The 18,271-nt window shown below is 52.4% G+C and carries 18 protein-coding genes; 10 read left to right on the top strand and 8 right to left on the bottom strand.

Features of this window, described 5'->3' with window-relative positions:
• The first annotated feature begins 12 nt into the window (after positions 1-12).
• Positions 13-876, top strand: coding sequence for a 4-hydroxybenzoate octaprenyltransferase (ubiA, locus tag INP77_RS14130; RefSeq protein WP_194749722.1), 864 nt, complete (start codon positions 13-15; stop codon positions 874-876).
• Here the strand turns inward: ubiA and INP77_RS14125 are convergent.
• The gene (locus INP77_RS14125) at positions 868-2,427 is read right to left on the bottom strand and encodes a FimV family protein (RefSeq protein WP_194749721.1); all 1,560 of its coding nucleotides are present in this window, start codon (positions 2,425-2,427) and stop codon (positions 868-870) included. The genes ubiA and INP77_RS14125 overlap by 9 nt on opposite strands.
• A gap of 362 nt (positions 2,428-2,789) precedes the next feature.
• On the opposite strand from INP77_RS14125, the gene rplM reads away from it, so the two are divergent.
• The 6 genes from rplM to erpA all read left to right on the top strand — a co-directional run bounded on the left by rplM (position 2,790) and on the right by erpA (position 6,056).
• The gene (rplM, locus tag INP77_RS14120; RefSeq protein ID WP_194749720.1) at positions 2,790-3,218 is read left to right on the top strand and encodes a 50S ribosomal protein L13; all 429 of its coding nucleotides are present in this window, start codon (positions 2,790-2,792) and stop codon (positions 3,216-3,218) included.
• 22 nt (positions 3,219-3,240) lie between these two features.
• Positions 3,241-3,633 carry a 30S ribosomal protein S9 gene (gene rpsI / locus INP77_RS14115; RefSeq protein ID WP_049639496.1) on the top strand — a complete coding sequence of 131 codons (393 nt, stop codon included), beginning with the start codon at positions 3,241-3,243 and terminating at the stop codon, positions 3,631-3,633.
• Between the two features lie 118 nt (positions 3,634-3,751).
• The gene (gene argC, locus INP77_RS14110) at positions 3,752-4,798 is read left to right on the top strand and encodes an N-acetyl-gamma-glutamyl-phosphate reductase (protein WP_194749719.1); all 1,047 of its coding nucleotides are present in this window, start codon (positions 3,752-3,754) and stop codon (positions 4,796-4,798) included.
• The gene (locus INP77_RS14105; protein ID WP_194749718.1) at positions 4,798-5,160 is read left to right on the top strand and encodes a hypothetical protein; all 363 of its coding nucleotides are present in this window, start codon (positions 4,798-4,800) and stop codon (positions 5,158-5,160) included. Before argC ends, INP77_RS14105 begins: the two co-directional genes overlap by 1 nt.
• Before the next feature lie 65 nt (positions 5,161-5,225).
• Positions 5,226-5,633, top strand: coding sequence for a polymer-forming cytoskeletal protein (locus tag INP77_RS14100; RefSeq protein ID WP_194749717.1), 408 nt, complete (start codon positions 5,226-5,228; stop codon positions 5,631-5,633).
• 66 nt (positions 5,634-5,699) lie between these two features.
• On the top strand, positions 5,700-6,056 hold the full coding sequence (erpA, locus tag INP77_RS14095) for an iron-sulfur cluster insertion protein ErpA (protein ID WP_194749778.1): 357 nt from the start codon (positions 5,700-5,702) through the stop codon (positions 6,054-6,056).
• 78 nt (positions 6,057-6,134) lie between these two features.
• Here erpA and gltA read toward each other — a convergent pair whose 3' ends face one another.
• Positions 6,135-7,424 carry a citrate synthase gene (gene gltA, locus INP77_RS14090; protein ID WP_194749716.1) on the bottom strand — a complete coding sequence of 430 codons (1,290 nt, stop codon included), beginning with the start codon at positions 7,422-7,424 and terminating at the stop codon, positions 6,135-6,137.
• Positions 7,425-7,608: 184 nt separating this feature from the next.
• Complete coding sequence (locus tag INP77_RS14085) at positions 7,609-8,736, bottom strand: anhydro-N-acetylmuramic acid kinase (RefSeq protein ID WP_194749777.1); 1,128 nt, start codon at positions 8,734-8,736, stop codon at positions 7,609-7,611.
• 124 nt (positions 8,737-8,860) lie between these two features.
• Between INP77_RS14085 and tyrS the strand changes: the two genes are divergently transcribed.
• Positions 8,861-10,099 (top strand): tyrosine--tRNA ligase, encoded by a 1,239-nt coding sequence (gene tyrS, locus INP77_RS14080; RefSeq protein ID WP_194749715.1) that lies wholly within the window; start codon positions 8,861-8,863, stop codon positions 10,097-10,099.
• 45 nt (positions 10,100-10,144) lie between these two features.
• Here the strand turns inward: tyrS and INP77_RS14075 are convergent, their stop codons facing one another.
• The 5 genes from INP77_RS14075 to INP77_RS14055 are packed head-to-tail and all read right to left on the bottom strand — an operon-like array spanning position 10,145 to position 14,771.
• Positions 10,145-11,689, bottom strand: coding sequence for an RNA polymerase factor sigma-54 (locus tag INP77_RS14075; RefSeq protein ID WP_194749714.1), 1,545 nt, complete (start codon positions 11,687-11,689; stop codon positions 10,145-10,147).
• A gap of 6 nt (positions 11,690-11,695) precedes the next feature.
• Positions 11,696-12,439: an LPS export ABC transporter ATP-binding protein gene (gene lptB, locus INP77_RS14070; protein ID WP_194749713.1), complete on the bottom strand. Its 744-nt coding sequence runs from the start codon at positions 12,437-12,439 to the stop codon at positions 11,696-11,698.
• Between the two features lie 8 nt (positions 12,440-12,447).
• A complete protein-coding gene (lptA, locus tag INP77_RS14065) occupies positions 12,448-13,098 on the bottom strand; it encodes a lipopolysaccharide transport periplasmic protein LptA (RefSeq protein WP_194749712.1) in 651 nt (216 codons plus the stop codon).
• Between the two features lie 22 nt (positions 13,099-13,120).
• On the bottom strand, positions 13,121-13,744 hold the full coding sequence (gene lptC, locus INP77_RS14060; protein ID WP_194749711.1) for an LPS export ABC transporter periplasmic protein LptC: 624 nt from the start codon (positions 13,742-13,744) through the stop codon (positions 13,121-13,123).
• Between the two features lie 25 nt (positions 13,745-13,769).
• Positions 13,770-14,771: an SIS domain-containing protein gene (locus INP77_RS14055; RefSeq protein WP_194749710.1), complete on the bottom strand. Its 1,002-nt coding sequence runs from the start codon at positions 14,769-14,771 to the stop codon at positions 13,770-13,772.
• Positions 14,772-14,995: 224 nt separating this feature from the next.
• Here INP77_RS14055 and INP77_RS14050 point away from each other — a divergent pair, with 224 nt between their 5' ends.
• Both INP77_RS14050 and INP77_RS14045 read left to right on the top strand, forming a co-directional pair.
• Positions 14,996-16,972, top strand: coding sequence for a cation:proton antiporter (locus tag INP77_RS14050; RefSeq protein ID WP_194749709.1), 1,977 nt, complete (start codon positions 14,996-14,998; stop codon positions 16,970-16,972).
• A 73-nt stretch (positions 16,973-17,045) separates the two neighbouring features.
• Positions 17,046-18,056, top strand: coding sequence for an FAD-binding oxidoreductase (locus tag INP77_RS14045; protein ID WP_194749708.1), 1,011 nt, complete (start codon positions 17,046-17,048; stop codon positions 18,054-18,056).
• Positions 18,057-18,271 lie beyond the last annotated feature (215 nt).

Below are 18,271 nucleotides of genomic sequence, written 5' to 3'. Positions count from 1 at the left end.
AAAGCTTTTGTAATGCAGTCAACCATCAACTGGCATGCGTATTATCGCTTAACCCGTCTGGATAAGCCGGTCGGGATTTGGTTGCTACTCTGGCCCACATTGTGGGGGCTGTTGATTGCAGGCGCAGGGTTCCCTGATCTATGGGTGGCAACCGTGTTTGTGTTGGGTACGATACTGATGCGCTCAGCCGGCTGCGCATTGAATGACATTGCCGACCGGCACTGGGATGGCGCGGTGGCGCGCACTCAACGCCGGCCGTTGGCGACCGGGGAGATTTCTGTCAAAGAGGCTTATGCCGTGGCGGTAGCGCTATCTTTGATAGCGTTTGTGCTGGTGTGTACGCTGGGCATGCAAGTGGTGCTGTGGTCCGTCCCAGCTTTGTTTCTGGCGGTTAGCTACCCGTACACCAAACGCTTTTTTGCCATTCCACAGGCCTATTTGGGCATTGCGTTCGGGTTTGGTATCCCGATGGCATTTGTTGCCTTACAGGGGGCTGTGCCGGCAACTGCCTGGTGGTTGTTGCTGGCGAATGTCTCCTGGTCAGTGGCCTATGATACGGCTTATGCCATGGTGGACCGTGAAGATGACCTTAAGATCGGCATCCGTTCATCCGCGATTACCTTTAGTCACCGTGAGGTATTCGCGATTATGCTGTGCCTGATTGCCACGCTGGTCATGATGGCCTGGGTCGCCATTCAGCTCAGGCTGGGCTGGCCATTCTGGCTGGGTTGGCTGGCCGCTGCCTTGCAGTTATTCAGGCAATATGGGCTGATCCGTACGCGTCAGCGTACGCAGTGTTTCAAGGCATTTTTGGAGAATATCTGGATAGGTGCGGCATTAACCGCAGGCATCGCGGGTGCCTATTGGTTAGGCTGATTTGCGTGCACCAGCGGGCTCACCCAGCTCAAAGGTGAAGTCGGTCCAATACTGGAAGGGCGCTTGTTCTGCCGGAGCGAGGATATAGATGTCTTCAGAGAGTTGCTGCAACTCGCGCAAGTTACCATTGATGGAGGTTTCTTCGTCCGGGGCTTTGGGCGCAGGGGGCATTGCAGGCAGGTTTTGTGTCTGGCAGGCAATTTCTTTCAATAGCATGAGGTCTTCAAAGACGCTACGCTCAAAACCCATACGCGGCACAAGGCGGGTGTTGTAAACCAGGTCGTCAATCAGCGCAATCACCTGCGGCGTGCCCCAGGCCTGCTGCAAGGCTTTCATCACGCGCGGGAAAGATTCGATGCCTTGTTGTTTGAGGTCTGGCGCGTGCTCTACATTCAAGTTGAAGTGCTTGCGGCATTCGCTGGCCATCATGTCAAACTCCTGGTGCTTGCCTTCTTTGGATAATAAATCCAGTAAATACAGCCACATCCAGGGGGAGCATTTCGGGTGTTTGGCCAGGTGTTGTTGCAAGTGCTCAATGGCCTGATTCACTCGACCATGTGTGAAGAGTCTGGAAGCATCTTGCATCACGGACTGCGTGCTTTTTTGTGAGCTGAGTTTTTGTGGAACCGCTTCGAGCCCGAGCACATCATCATTGGCGTGGATAGGAACCGACTTCAAGCGACTTCCGGTTCGTTGGGTATAGGGCGGTTGCGTCGCACCAGAGACTGGTTGTGCAGGACTTGGTGAGCTGGTGAGTGGCGGCAAAGTGGTTGCGAATCGCTGGCTGGTTTGCGGCTGGGTCGCCGGACCGGTGGATTCTTCTGTGGCTGAGGCTGGTTGACGGCCTTTGGCGCGCTTGGGTACTGCCGCATGCCGCCTGAGCCAGTCGGCAAAGAAAAAGCCGCTGGCGATCAAGGCCAGGCCTAGCGTCATCACCAGTGTGCGTAGCAGGTGGTTTTCATTCTGCACATGGACCAATTGCGATTTCAGAGAGGCAAGTAAATTCGTTTGCGCCAGTGAACTGGCATAAAGGGCATCGGATTTGCTTTGCAAGGTGTTAAATGCCTGCTGCAATTCATTGATTTGTCCCTGTAGCTTGTCGTAGGCCTCCAGCGGGATGCCCTCCTGTATCGGTTGAGAGGGTGCCTGCGGGTTCGAGGTGGGTGCCTCTGCAGTAATTGGCTGGGTCGCTGTTTGCTGAGGCGCCTCTACTTCAAACGACACTTTCATGTCCGGGTGCAGGGTAAAGGTCTGCGCGGTGCGTTGGCATGTATCTGTTAGGGTGACTTTGACCGGGCTGCTCATTGCGCGGTCGGACCATAGCATGAGCATGCCTTGATCTGTGCTCAGTGTGGTGTATTCCAGATGCACAAAATCAGCCACAGATTGCTGCAGTTGAAAACAGCTGATGTCCGTACTGGATGTGGCATGCGTGATCGGCACTTGTGCTAGCAGGGGTTGGCCAGGTTCAGACTCAAAGCGGAATGCGGATAAATCCGCGGCTTGCACGAGTGAGGTTGGCGCTAACAAAAGCAACAATGGCAACGCCATGCAGCGCAATGCTGTTGTAATCGTGGACTCTCGCGTCTGTGAATGGCCTGAGCGCATGAAAATATTATTTTTTAATCTCTGCGGTTGAAATGATTCAGTGCATCAAGTCGAAACTTGAGCTAATATAGCATCTGTTTGCAATTATTCCTGATAAAACAAAGATCTTTTGCTTAAAAAGCATACTTTACTTCAACTTATTTGCAAAATTGATGGCAAACAGCCCCAAATCTGCAGCCTGATAAGATCATCAAGGCTCGCGGCATTGGTCAGGGATTATTTTAGAATAATCCGTTGACAAGCTTTCTCAAGCTAGCATATAATCCGCCCTCTTAATTTATACGCTATAACTCGGTAGTTATAAAATGAAAACTTTTTCAGCAAAATCGCATGAAGTACAACGTGACTGGTTCGTGATTGACGCCACTGACTTGGTATTGGGTCGTCTGGCCAGCGCAATCGCTCATCGTCTGCGTGGTAAGCATAAAGCTATTTACACACCGCACGTGGATACAGGCGACTACATCATCGTAGTCAATGCGGACAAAATTAAAGTAACCGGTAACAAGGCTGGTGACAAGCTGTACCACCGTCACTCTGGTTATCCAGGCGGTATTACAACCACTTCATTCTCCAAAATGCAAGACCGTTTCCCAGGCCGTGCATTGGAAAAAGCAGTGAAAGGCATGTTGCCAAAAGGTCCTTTGGGCTATGCCATGATCAAAAAAATGAAAGTGTATGCGGGTGACAAGCACGAGCATACTGCGCAACAACCGCAACCATTAACCATCTAATTCAAGACGATTAGGATAAAACATGATCGGTAAATACAACTACGGCACAGGCCGCCGCAAAAGTTCAGTGGCACGTGTGTTCATCAAGTCCGGTAGCGGCAATATCGTTGTAAACGACAAGCCAGCTGACGTGTACTTCTCACGCGAGACTTCTCGCATGATTTTGCGTCAACCTCTGGAATTGACCAACAACACTGCGAGCTTTGACATTCTGGTCAATGTGCATGGTGGTGGTGAATCCGGTCAAGCTGGTGCAGTTCGTCATGGCATTACCCGTGCATTGATTGACTACGATGCTGCGCTGAAGAGCGCATTGTCCCACGCTGGTTTCGTAACACGTGATGCACGTGAAGTTGAACGTAAGAAAGTCGGTCTGCGTAAAGCACGTCGTCGGAAACAGTTCTCCAAACGTTAATTTTTCAACGTTTGTTACAAACCTGTTGTGCAAAAAGGTCGCATTGGCGGCCTTTTTCATTTATATTAATTAACTTTTTACGCAGTGTGCGTTTTAACTCCTCAACTGGGTAAGGCAGATGGAAAAGATTAAGGTAGGCATCGTTGGCGGCACAGGGTATACCGGTGTAGAGTTATTGCGCTTGCTGGCGCGTCATCCAAATGTGCAATTGCAGGTCATTACTTCACGGGGTGAAGCGGGCCTGCCTGTGGCAGAGATGTTTCCCAGTTTGCGTGGCGTCGTTGAACTTGCCTTTAGTGACCCAGCGACCGTTGATCTGACCCAATGTGATGTGGTGTTCTTTGCAACGCCCCATGGGGTGGCCATGGCACAAGCGCCTGCGCTGGTGGCTGCTGGCGTGAAGGTGATTGATCTGGCAGCAGATTTCCGGTTGCAGGATGCCGCTGTCTTTGAAAAATGGTACAAACTCCCCCATAGCTGTACCGATATTTTGCAAGATGCCGTCTACGGCTTGCCAGAGCTATATGGCGAAGAGGTGCAGCAGGCGCAAGTGATTGGTAATCCAGGGTGTTACCCCACCACCGTGTTGCTGGGGTTGGCGCCCTTACTTGAGCAAGGCTGGATTGATTTCTCGGTGCCAATTATCGCGGATGCGAAGTCGGGTGTCTCCGGCGCCGGCAGAAAAGCAGAAGTGTCTACGCTGTTCTCTGAAGCGAGTGATAACCTCAGAGCCTATGGTGTGGCCGGGCACAGGCATCATCCCGAGATTCTGGCACAACTCAAAAAACTGTCTGGCAATGAAGCTGTCCAGCTTATCTTTGTGCCGCATTTGATCCCGATGATACGCGGCATGCTCAGTACGCTCCATGTCAAACTCAATAGGCAAGCGCAGCGGGCATCCATTCAGCAGGTGTATGAGCAACGCTACCAGGGGTCGACTTTTGTCGATGTGATGCCGGCCGGTGCGCTTCCCGAGACACGCTCGGTCCGTGGATCGAATGTTTTAAGGATGGCGGTGTACCCACAGGCAGATGATTATGTCACAATCATTGTCGTGCAGGACAACCTGGTTAAAGGCGCCTCTGGTCAAGCGGTGCAGAACATGAACCTGATGTTCAATCTGGCCCCTGAGGCTGGTTTGCAAGTGTTGCCATTGTTGCCATAATGATCAGGCCTATCCGCAGAAGACTCAGGAATCACTTTGGCCTGACTGCCAAACAGGTGGCTGTGCGCTCACATCGTCCCTGGTACTTTCAGGGGATATTGGCGGTCTCCTATGTGGTGATTGGGTTTGCATTGGCCTACTGGGTGTTGCATGATGATGATAGTGAAAATATTCGGCATCGCCTGCGCCAGGTCACGACGGAAAATATTGAGTTGCAGAAGAAACTGATCGCTTCCCAGCGTGAGTTACAGGTGGAATTGGCAACGAGCAACAACCTGGCCAAAACACTGACTGCGCAGCAGGACGAAAATATCAAGCTCAAAGAGGAGCTGGTTTTTTACAAGAACATGACCAAGCATTGAGTCTGTGTGAGCAGCGCTGACGCAATCAGGATTGCCATTTAAGTAAATTCGGAACAGGAAGTCGCATGTTTTTCAAGAAAAGTGTTCAAATTGACAGTCACATTGATACCCTGATCGGGCATGAAACGCAGTTAAATGGCAATATGCAGTTTGCAGGTGGCTTAAGAGTAGATGGCTTGATCGTTGGTAATGTGATTGAAAAGCAAACCCATCCCAGTACACTGATTATCAGTGAAAACGGGGCGGTGACCGGCAGTGTAGAGGCTTCCAAAATTGTACTGAACGGCATGATACGCGGGCCGGTGCGGTCTTCCGTCTTTATCGAGTTGCAAAGCAAGGCGCGTATTATCGGCGACCTGTATTACAAATCGCTCGAAATGCACACCGGTGCCGTGATTGAAGGAAAACTGATTTATCTGGGTGAGCAGGCCGAAGCGAGCCCAACAGAAACATCAACGACAGAAGACAGTTAAACGCAGCCACTTGAAATCCGGCGGATTACCGCCATATACTGAATACGAATTTTACAGGAGTCTATGATGACCACAGAAGCCACCCTTGAAATGCCTAGTCCTTTGGTATTTACCGATAATGCTGCCAAAAAGGTCAAAGAGCTGATTGATGAGGAAGGTACGCCAGAGCTGAAACTGCGTGTGTTTGTGAGCGGTGGTGGTTGTTCCGGCTTTCAGTATGGCTTCACCTTTGAAGAAGAAGTTAACGACGACGATACCCAGGTGGACAAGGACGGCGTGACCTTGTTGATTGACCCGATGAGCCTGCAATATCTCATGGGCGCAGAAATCGACTATACCGATAGCCTGCAAGGCTCGCAATTTGTCATTCGTAATCCGAATGCGACCACCACTTGTGGGTGCGGTAGCTCGTTCTCGGTTTAAAACTAGCGTAACTCAAAATAAAAAAACGCCAGATGATATCTGGCGTTTTTTTATTTCTTCACTATTTGCATCGCGAAACTAACGCTGATGCAAAGGAACGAATTCCCGACGTTCAGACCCCACATACAACTGGCGAGGGCGGCCAATTTTCTGTTCGGGGTCGGCGTTCATTTCACACCATTGTGAAATCCAGCCTGCAGTGCGGGCCAGGGCAAAAATCGCCGTAAACATCGAATTGGGGATGCCCATGGCGCGCATGACGATGCCGCTGTAGAAGTCCACGTTTGGATAGAGTTTGCGGGAAACGAAGTATTCGTCCTCAAGCGCAATTTTTTCCAGTTCCATCGCCAGTTTGAACATCGGGTCATCGTGCAGGCCCAGTTCGTTGAGCACTTCATGGCAGGTTTTGCGCATGATAGAAGCGCGGGGGTCCATGTTGCGGTAAACGCGGTGGCCAAAGCCCATCAGGCGGAAGCTGTCGGTTTTGTCTTTGGCGCGTTTGATAAATTCGCCGATGCGGCTGACGTCGCCGATTTCTTCCAGCATGTTAAGTGTGGCTTCGTTGGCGCCACCGTGTGAGGGGCCCCATAGCGAGGCGATGCCGGCTGCGATGCAGGCAAACGGGTTGGCGCCGCTGGAGCCGACCAGACGCACGGTAGAGGTAGAAGCATTTTGCTCGTGATCTGCGTGCAGAATCAGAATCCGCTCAAACGCACGGGCCAGAATCGGGTTGGGCACATAGTCTTCACAGGGCGTGGCGAACATCATGTGCATAAAGTTTTCGGCGTAGCCCAATTTGTTTTTGGGATACATGAATGGCTGGCCAATGTTGTACTTGTAGCTCCAGGCGGCAATGGTGGGGACTTTGGCCAGCAGGCGCATGGCGGCCACTTTGCGTGATTCTGGGTCGGCCACATTGTTGTTGTCTGGATAGAAGGCCGCCATGGCGCCTACGACCGCGATCATGACCGCCATCGGGTGCGCATCGCGGCGGAACCCACGGAATACATTGCTCATCTGGTCGTGCAGCATGGTGTGTTCGCTGATGGTGCTCACGAATTCCTCACGTTGATTGTTATCCGGCAGTTCGCCGTGCAGCAACAGGTGAGAGACCTCGAGAAAATCGCAATTCTCGGCCAGTTGCTCAATCGGATAGCCACGGTAGTAAAGCAGCCCTTTTTCACCATCAATAAAGGTAATGCCAGACGTACACGATGCGGTAGACATGAAGCCAGGATCAAACGTGAAATAACCATGTTTGCCCAGGCTGCGGATATCAATCACATCCGTGCCCAGTGAGCCTTTTAATACTGGTAGCTCAATTGCGCTACTATCGTTGTCAAATGTAATGGTCGCCTTGGTAGCCATAACGTACTCAGTCTTTAATCAAGTTGGTTAAATTATACGCAATCGTTTTGTTTTATCACCGCTTGTGCGGTGACAGTCGCGGAAAAGTTAAAAAAACAATCAAAAGCCTGCACCAGATGTAATCAAGTCACTGGTGCGTTTGCACTGCTTTTGGGAATCATTGCTACGCGTCGTTGCCGGGGGCTTAGTTGGGGTAAACGGCACCCAGAATGCGAGGCCCCGCCGCGCCGGTGACTGCGGCCAAATTGCCCGGCAAATGATCTACACAGCGTTGCGCCAGCCAGGCAAAGGCGACCGCTTCCACCCAGTCCACGCCAACGCCCAATTGATCCGTCAGCTGTATGGACTGACCAGACAGCGCCTGCAGTCTATTCAGCAAGGCCAGATTATGCGCACCACCCCCACAGACGTAGACTTCCTGAGCCCCTGGGCAGAATCGCGTCAGTGCATCGGTGATGCTCACTGCTGTTAACTCAAGCAAGGTACGCGCCACATTTTGTGCACCGTCGGGGTACTGATGCAGCAGTTGCATTAACCAGGTGTCGTTAAACAGGTCGCGTCCCGTACTTTTAGGTGCGGTCAGTGCAAAATAAGGATCGGCCAGCATCGCATTGAGCAAGTCTGGATTAATTTTCCCGCCAGCTGCCCAGTGCCCGCCCGCATCATAGGGTTGGCCTGTGTGTTGCTGCGTCCAGGCATCCATGAGCAGGTTGCCGGGTCCCGAGTCAAAGCCTGTGACTTGTCCGTGTGCTGGCAGATCACTCAAGTTGGCAATGCCGCCGATATTAATGACGACGCGATGCCTGTCTGCACTCGTAAACACCGCTTGGTGGAAGGCCGGCACTAACGGTGCGCCTTGGCCGCCGGCGGCAATATCGCGACTTCTGAAGTCGCCAATGACCGTGATCCCTGTTAATTCTGCCAAGCGGGCATGGTTGCCCAATTGTATGGTGTATGCCATGCCCTCTGCCAGTGTCGGACAGTGCCGGATGGTCTGGCCATGGCAACCGATGGCTGTCACGGCCTCGGCACGGATGTCGGCGAGCTTAAGCAGTTGCTTGACGGCTTGCGCGTAGAGTTCTGCGAGCTGGTTAGCAACCACTGCGGCCTCGTGTAACTCGTTATTGGCGGGCGTGTGCAAGGCCAGTAGACGCTGTTTAAGCGCGTCAGGGTAGGGCAGAAAATAGGTGGCCGTTTGTCTCAGTTGCTCGCCCCATTGCGAGGTGAGCACGGCATCCACCCCGTCCAGGCTGGTGCCAGACATCAGTCCAATAAACAAACGTGGCTGGGAGCGATCGGCAGAAACTTGCATGGGTGTCATTTTAACACTGCTCCAGCCGCGCTTACAGAAATGCATGGGATTACGTTAAAATAGCTGTTTTACTTATTTGAGACGGTGCCATCAGTGCGCATCGTTGTATTTGACGGATACCCGCATGACCGATACCAAACAACCCTCATCTGAAGTGCCAGCATTGAGCCCAGAAATTGCCAAGGCGTTGGCCATTATCAAGCGTGGCGCAGATGAGTTACTGATCGAGCAGGAGCTGGTCGAGAAACTGAAAACAGGCAAGCCGTTACGTGTGAAAGCTGGCTTTGACCCTACCGCGCCCGACTTGCACCTGGGTCATACCGTCCTCATTAATAAATTGCGCCAGTTGCAGGATCTGGGCCATCAGATTTTATTCCTGATCGGTGACTTTACCGGCATGATTGGTGACCCAACGGGCAAAAGCGCCACCCGTCCACCCTTAACCGTGGAGCAGGTCAAGGCCAACGCCGATACCTATGCCGCACAAGTCTTCAAAATACTGGATCCCACCAAAACCGAGATTGTTTTTAACTCCAACTGGTTAAGTGAACTCGGTGCGGCGGGGATGATCAAGCTGGCTGCCAGCCATACCGTGGCCCGCATGCTGGAGCGCGATGACTTCTCCAAACGCTTCAAGGGTAATCAACCGATTGCGATTCACGAGTTTCTGTACCCGTTACTGCAAGGATATGATTCGGTCGCCCTGCAAGCGGATCTTGAGCTCGGTGGTACCGACCAGAAGTTTAACCTGCTCATGGGGCGTGAGTTGCAAAAGCAGGCCGGCCAGTCGCAGCAATGTGTGCTGATGATGCCGTTGCTGGAAGGGTTGGATGGCGTCAATAAAATGTCTAAATCACTCGGTAACTACATTGGCATTAGCGAGGCGCCAGAGACTATTTTTGCCAAGATCATGTCGATTTCAGATGAACTGATGTGGCGCTATATTGATTTGCTCTCTTTTGCGACGCTGGAAACCATTGCCGAATGGAAGGCGCAAGTCGCCAGTGGCGCAAACCCCCGCAATATCAAGGTCGGCTTTGCCCAAGAAATTGTGGCGCGTTTCCATGGTCAAGCCGCGGCTGAAAAAGCCTTGCAGGACTTCCAGACCCGTGCCAAAGGCGGCATCCCGGATGACGTGCCCGAAGTTGAAGTGACCATTGAAGGCGAGAGCATCGGCATTAGCCAATTGTTAAAACAGGCGGGCTTGGTTGAAAGCACCAGTGAAGCCATGCGCGCAGTGCAGCAAGGAGGCGTCAAGCTCGACAGCGTCAAGGTGGATGATAAGAATCTGCCTTTGACTAAAGGTGTGACAGTGATCGCACAGGTGGGTAAACGTAAATTTGCCAAGATCACAATCAGGTGATTTGAGCTGAGAAACAAAAAAGGCCGCATCTGCGGCCTTTTTTGTTTAGAGCGTTTTGCGCAAGTTCGCGGGCGGAATATTCAGGGACTCGCGATATTTGGCTATGGTACGGCGGGCAACGACGATACCTTGTTGTGCCAGTGTGTCGGTGATCTGGTTGTCCGACAAAGGCTTTTTCGGGTTTTCTTCGGCCACCATTTGCTTGATCAAGGCGCGGATAGCGGTGGCAGAGCAGGAGCCGCCTGCATCTGTGGCCACCGAGCTGCCAAAGAAGTATTTGAGTTCATAGACGCCACGCGGTGTGAGCATATACTTATGCGTGGTGACGCGGGAAACTGTGCTTTCATGCAAGTCGAGTTCTTCGGCGATTTCACGCAGCACCAGTGGCCGCATGGCAATTTCACCATGTTCAAAGAAGTTGCGCTGGCGATCTACAATGGCTTGTGACACGCGCAAAATGGTCGAGAAGCGCTGCTGGATATTTTTAATCATCCACTTGGCTTCCTGCATCTGGCTTTGCAGGTATTGGCCTGAACTCTCGCGGTTGCGCTTGAGGATGTCCGCATACATCTGGTTGATGCGCAGTTTGGGGATCACGCCATCATTTAAAGAGGCGACCCAAATGCCCTTGATTTTTTTAACCACCACATCGTGCTGGATAAAGTGATCGTGACTAAAGCTGGAAAACTCGCTGCCGGGTCTGGGGTTTTGCTGGCGGATCAGGTGCTGCGCCGCCTTGAGTACCGCTTCATCGCAACCAAGCACCTTGCGCAGTTTGACAAAGTCTTTGTTGGCAAGCAGCGCCAGGTGGTCTTTGGCAATGGCAATGGCGGTTTGCAAGTGTGGCGTTTCTTGCGGCAAACGCGTCAGTTGCAAGAGCAGGCACTCGCGTAAATCGCGCGCACCTACGCCTACAGGGTCCAGATTCTGGATCAGCTTGAGGGCGGTTTCCAGTTCCAGCAGCTCGACCTCAAGTTCGAGTGGCAAGTGCTCCACAATCTCCTGCAGATCTTGCTCCAGATAGCCATCATCAGTGATGCTATCCAGTAGCAGTTTGACCAGGCTCATGTCACGTTGCGATAAATGTGCCAGTTGTATCTGATCAATCAGATGATCGCGCAAACTGATGCTGGTGGTTTCCTGTCTGGAAAAGTCACTGTCTTCGTCTTCCTGATGATTGCGTCCGGCTTCGTCCCAGTTGCTGGTGCTGCCAAACTCTTCATAATCATCTTCAAACTCTGGCGGCGTGAATTCCTCGTTTAAATTGGGCAGGTCGCTCTCGCTCCCGCCCAGCTCATCGTGCAAGTCTTCACGCAGACTTTCTGCCGGTGCGGTGATCTCTTGCTGCGTTGCCATGTCAAACGAGCTGGCATCTGTCGGCTCAGCTTCTACAGTGGGGGGAGGCGGTGTGTTATCTTCAAACTCGCCTTCTTCACCGTCTGACATTTCCAGTAACGGGTTTTCCTGCAGGATGGTTTCCAGTTCCTGGTTCAGTTCCAGCGTGGAAAGTTGCAGCAAACGGATCGATTGCTGCAGCTGCGGCGTCAGCGCCAGATTTTGCGAAATACGTAATTGCAGGTTCTGTTTCATGACGGATTACAGCCTAAAATTCTTGCCCAGATACACTTCACGCACACCTTCGTTCTGAATGATTTCATCGGGCGTGCCTGCTGCAAACACAGCGCCTTCATTGACAATATAAGCGCGGTCACAGATGTCCAGCGTTTCGCGCACATTGTGGTCGGTGATTAAAATACCAATATTCTGACTGCTCAGGTAGCGGATGATTTTCTGTATTTCGATCACCGCAATCGGATCAATCCCGGCGAACGGTTCATCCAGCAAAATAAATTTAGGGTCTGTGGCCAGGCAGCGCGCAATTTCAACGCGTCGACGTTCGCCGCCAGACAAGCTGACGGCCTGACTGTTGCGGATGTGCTGGATATGCAATTGATCCAGCAAGGACTCAAGCCTCGCCTCACGCTGCTCTTCCGTATAGGGACGGGTTTCAAGAATGGCGAGGATGTTGTCGGTTACGCTGAGCTTGCGGAAAATGGATGCTTCTTGGGGCAGATAAGCCAGGCCCATGCGCGCGCGCTCATGCATGGGCGCGCGGCTCACGTCGGCGCCATTCAGCGTAATGTTGCCTTCATCCAGCGCAACCAACCCGACAATCATGTAAAAGCTGGTGGTTTTGCCTGCCCCGTTGGGACCCAGCAAGCCGATCACTTCGCCACTGCGTAACTCAAGCGTCGTGTTTTTGACCACGGTACGGCCCTGATAGGTTTTTTTCAGGCGGTTAACCTGCAAATGGTTCTGATCTGCTGCCATGGTTTCCATCTTTATGCTTACTCTTTGCCTTGCTCACCAGTGTTTTCGGCAGGGGCAGGTTCGACCTTGAGTTGCAAGGAGCGATTCATCCGTAACCCCTGTTGAGAGGTTGGCTTGTTGTCAATGACAGGTGGTGTGGTTTTATTTTTAGGCTGTATGGTGGCCTTGACGCGGCTGCCAGCCGTCCCGTTCGGGTTGGCTTTGGTGCCGCCAATCACCTCGGCATACTCAGCGTTGGCGTCGTAGCTGATGTAGTCCCCGGTCACGATGTCTTCACCACGTTTAACCCAGGCATTGGTATACAGTTGCACTTTATCCATGCGGGCGTTGTATTCGATACGTTGACCACTGCCTTGCATCCACTCGTCTTTACCGGTACGTTTTTGCTTGAATGTGGTGGGGTTGCCGGTACAGGTGCTATGTTGAAAGCCGTCCTGATCCTCGCGTACGATCATTTTGTCCGCCTTGATTTGCAAAGTGCCCTGATTAAGAATCACGTTGCCCGTGTAGATACTGATTTTTTTAGCATCGTTCACGGTCACGGTATCCGCTTCAAGCTCTATCGGTTGATCTCGGTCAGATTCTTCGGCCAGCACACTCAGCGGCATGGACAATAGCGCCCATACGCTCATGCAGATCGCTAAAAATAAGGGCTTGTGCGTGTTCAACTCATTTCTCCATAATCAACGGTCATTGGCGTTCTGTGTTTGACGCCTGGGCCGGGCTTGCCAAATTGCTGGCGACGGGTGGACGCTCATAATGCACATGCACCCGGTTAAACAATTGCATGGTATCAGCCCGGTTATCAAAACGCATGCCCGTGCCTGTAATCACTGTCGCCGGTTTTTGGCGGATGACCACCGGCTGGTCTGTGTGTGCCACCTCGGTGTCCGGCTCCAGCCAAAGCCGCTCGGTTTGCATTTGTGTTTCTGGCTTGGTGGCAGAGGCTTGGCGGATCACCTTGACCTGTTTGCTAAACTCCACCAGTTTACCATTGGCGGAAACACGTCCTTGCTGACCATAAATTTGCGTGTAAGGCTTGTTCAGGCCAAACTGGGTAAAGCGTGGCCGCTGCAATTCTGTATAGTCATTGGCAGGAAAGTGGCGCATTTTTGCGGCCGCCAGCACATATTTGGTATTACCGGACGCATCCGTGCGGGTACTCACAAAGTTGTACAACATGTAGTCCGGCGCTTGGCGATTAAGTATGTTCATTTTGAGTGCTTGCTCTTGTACATTCTGGTTAATCCAGAATGTCAGCAGCGCCAGCAACAGCATTAACGCAATCGGCAACAAAATGGGGTGTTTAAGCATGCCTGAATTCTAATGCCTGTTTAAGCTAAACGACTTTGGCTTTCAATAAGTCATGCATATTGAATGCCCCTACCAACTGCCCTTGGGCATCTACTGCCAAAAAGCCATTTATTTTGTGCTGCTCCATCATGTTAACTGCTTCAACCGCCATCTGATTCGTCTCCAGCAAATACGGCTGTTTGTTCATCACGGTATCAATGGATGCCTGTGGATTGTTCTTGCCCTGCATAAACAAGCGGCGCAAATCGCCATCGGTAAAAATGCCTATTGGGCGTTGCGCGTGGTCCACAATAGCCGTGAAGCCCATGCCCTTGAGTGAAATTTGCGTGATGGCTTCCTGAATGGAGGCGTGTTGATCAATTTGGGGCACGGCCTCGCCGGTGCGCATGACATCCCTGATGCGCACCAGTAGCCGTCTGCCCAAGCTGCCACCGGGATGCGAACGGGCGAAGTCTTCGGCAGTGAACTCACGCAAATCCAGCACGCAGAGTGCTAAAGCATCGCCAAGGGCCAAGGCCGCTGTCGTGCTGGCTGTGGGAGCCAAGCCGAGTGGGCAAGCCTCATGGCTCACGGCAGCACTCAAATGCACTTCCGACTCACGTGACAAGGTGGAGTCTTCGCTGCCCGTGATGCTCAACACCCGAGCACCGATGCGGCGGATCGCCGGTAAAATATTAATAATTTCATCACTCTCGCCAGAATTGGACAGCGCGATCACCACATCTTCTGCCGTAATCATGCCCAAGTCGCCGTGGCTGGCCTCGGCCGGGTGCATGAAAAACGCCGGTGTGCCGGTACTGGCCAAGGTGGCCGCAATTTTGCCGCCGATATGGCCAGATTTGCCCATGCCCGTGACCACCACCCGGCCCTTGCAGGCCAGAAGCATATGCACGGCGGCCTCAAAAGCCGAGCCAATGCGGTCTGCCAGATGCCTGATCTCATCGGCTTCGTGCAACAACACCCCTCGTGCGCGCGACACGATATCGGGTGTTTTAACAAGATGGATGCCGGAATTTGCTGTCATCATGGCGGGTTAGTATAACAAGCGAGTTGCCTGACAATAAAGTAAAACACCCTTTTTTTACGGTTTTTTTATTCTCAGGCACATTTTTTGCATAAAACAAAGTTTTGTGGCACGATGCATCATCCTGAAACAATTGCGTTTCATAATAGACCTTGACCCTTCAGCGCTGGCTGATGGCGATCAAACCCCTGTTTGACCGGCTTGGTATAAATGCGTTAGAGCTTTGCATGTTTGATTCCCTGATACATCTTTTATTACTGCTGACCAGCTCGGTCTTCGCCGTGGGCTTGTTCCGCATCCTCGGCTTGCCTGCCATGCTGGCCTATTTTGTCATCGGCATCGTGCTGGGCCCGCACGCCCTGGGCTTGCTGGAGGACGAAGAGTCCGGTCGCCAGGTGGCCGAGTTTGGTATCGTGTTTTTGATGTTTAGCATCGGTCTCGAGTTTAGTCTGCCTAAGCTGTATGCCATGCGAAAAACGCTGTTCGGGCTAGGGGGCGGACAGGTCGTGCTGACCTTGCTGGCCAGTCTGGTGCTGGGCAAAGTGGCCGGGCTCAGCCTGACTTCTGCTTTTATCATTGGTGCGGCCATCACCATGTCCTCGACCGCGATTGTGTCCAAAATTCTGATGGAGCGTGTAGACCTGAACTCCAGACATGGTCGTCTCAGTATCGGCGTGCTGCTATTCCAGGATCTGGCCGTGATTCCGATTCTGGTGTTGATCCAGACGCTAGGCTCGCATAGCGACAATTGGCTGGATGTGTTGGGGCTGACGCTGTTCAAGTCGTCTGTACTGCTGTTTTTACTGTTCAAGTTCGGGAAAAACATCCTTAACTTCTGGTTTGAGCTGGTGGCCAAACAGCGCTCACGCGAGTTGTTTGTGCTCAATGTGCTGATGGTGACCCTGCTGATGGCGGCAGCCACCAACTATGTCGGCTTGTCCTTTGCGCTGGGGGCCTTTGTCGCCGGGATGCTGATTTCCGAGACCAAATACCGTTATCAGGTTGAATCAGATATTGCGCCTTTCCGCGATATCTTGCTGGGTCTGTTTTTTATCAGCGTCGGCATGCTGCTCGACGTTTCCGTATTGATCAATCATATTGTATTGATTGTTTTCCTGTTAGCCCTGTTCCTGGTGTTCAAGATTGGCCTGATTGCCTTTTTAACCAAGTTGTATGGCTTTGAGATGGGCGTGGGTGTCCGTACCGGCATTATTCTTGGCCAGGCGGGGGAGTTCAGTTTTGTGGTGCTGGCCCTGGGCTTGCAAACGCATTTGATCGACGGCGAGTCCCTACAGCTGGTGCTGTCCGTGGCCGTGCTTTCTATGCTGGTGGCGCCGTTCATTATTCAATATAACGGCAGGATTGCGCGCAAACTGGTCAAGAGTTATACGCGTAATAGCTACAAGGTGGTGGAGACTATTCAGGAGCACAGCCTCGATTTGCGCGACCATGTCATCATCTGCGGCTATGGCCGCAGTGGTCAGTATCTGGGCCGCTTTTTGCGCGAAGAAAATATCCCCTATGTGGCCCTGGATATGGATGCCAGCCGCGTTCAGGAAGCCGCCGCCGCCGGTGAAAATGTGATTTACGGCGATGCAGGCCGCCGCTCTGTGCTTGAGGCGGCCGGGCTGGCCAGGGCCAAAGCGGTGATTGTCAGCTATGCCGAAACGCGTGGCACCATGAAGGTTCTGCATGTGATCCAGGAGAAATATCCAACCCTGCCCGTGATTGTGCGCACCCATGATGACAGTGAAATGGATTTGCTGCGAGATGCCGGGGCGGCAGAAGTGGTGCCGGAAATTCTGGAGGGTAGCCTCATGCTGGCCTCGCATGCACTGGTCACGCTGGGGATTCCGCTTAACCGCGTGGTCAAACGTATCCGTCTGTTCCGCGAAGAGCGTTACAAAATGTTCAAAGGTTACTTCCGCGGCGTGAGTGATGCGGATACGACCACCGCCGCTCTGCCACAACTGCATTCGGTCGAGATGTATAAAAACTTTTATGCGCATGGTTTGCGCCTAGACCATATCCCGTTTGAGGATTTTGCAGTCGAGGTCAAACAGCTCCGGCGCACCAATATGCCAGAACCGATTGCACCCAGACCGGATATTATTCTCAACGAAGGCGATATTCTGGTCCTGCTCGGTAGCAATGCCGCCCTCATCGCCATGGAAGTCTATTTGATTTCTGGCCGTAAACCGTAAGACAATAGAGGCCTGAGGCCCTGACTGTTGCAGCTCGGGGCCTCAGGCTTTTTCATTTTAAATACCGGGTCTTATGGCAAACACTTCAGTGGTCGTGGTCGGCGGTGGCATCGTAGGCTGCCTCACTGCCATGCAGTTAAAGAAACAAGGGCACACCGTCACGCTGGTTGAGCGCAATATCGTCGCTGCGCAAACGTCAGGGGAGTCTTCGTGGGCTGGGGCGGGCATCGCTTTTCCGCTGTTGCCCTGGTTTTATCAGGAAGTTGTCAACGAGCTGGCGCTGGCTGGTGCGCGCGCCTATCCAGCCGTCAGTGCAGAGCTCTTTGCCGAAACCGGTATAGACCCTGAATGCACGCGTAGCGGCATGCTGATCCAGCCGCCGTTTGACCAGCAAGCAGCCCTGAACTGGTGCCAGCGCTATGGACTGCAGGCCGAGTTGCAAGGAGATAACCTGCTGATTCCAGAAGTGGTGCAAATCCGTAACCCGCGCCTGCTACAATCGCTCAAAGCGTGGTTGATCAAGCATGGCGTCACTCTGCGCGAACAAACACAACTCATGCCTTTGCAAGAAGGTGCTTCCAGCATCCACACCTGGCAAACCACAACGGGCGACACCTTGTCGGCCGACCATTTTGTCGTCACCTCCGGCGCCTGGAGTTTTGAGCTACTCAAACAAACCGCTCTAAGTCTGGAGATCAAACCCATGCGCGGGCAAATGCTGTTGTATCAGATGTCCCCTGGCCTGCTACCGCATATTCTTTACCGTGAAGGTTTTTACATGCTGCAACGCCGCGATGGGCACTTGCTAGCCGGCAGTAGTCTGGAAGATGTCGGTTTTGATACCGGGGTGACTGAAAGCATGCGTCAGGAAATGCTGCAAAAAGCCGAGGCGATTCTGCCAGCCTTGCGAGGGCAATCAGTGATCAAACACTGGAGTGGCTTGCGCCCCGGCACGCCGCACAATATCCCGACGATAGGCCGTCATCCAAACATTGAAAATCTGTATTTGAATACCGGTCATTTTCGCTATGGCGTCACCATGGCGCCAGAATGTGCGCGGCGGATTGCGGCATTGTTGGCTTAAGTAAAGAAGGTAATTCTTTAACTTTTTGGTAACAGTGGGTCTGCTTCGGCATACTAACCAACTTTCCTTTTCGCCTTTAGGCGAGTTACTTTTCTTTGCTTGCACTGTATAGACCGGAGACATAGGTGACACATGTATTAGGACATGGTTGACACATTAATGTGTTTTTCATGTTTGTGTAAAGTAGATGGTTTCGCAATGATGGTGCGCATAAA

Origin of the sequence: Methylophilus sp. 13, assembly GCF_015354335.1 — a bacterium.
Taxonomy (GTDB): domain Bacteria; phylum Pseudomonadota; class Gammaproteobacteria; order Burkholderiales; family Methylophilaceae; genus Methylophilus; species Methylophilus glucosoxydans.
Note: the sequence above shows the minus strand (reverse complement) of the source record. Positions and strands in the feature narration are given on the sequence as shown.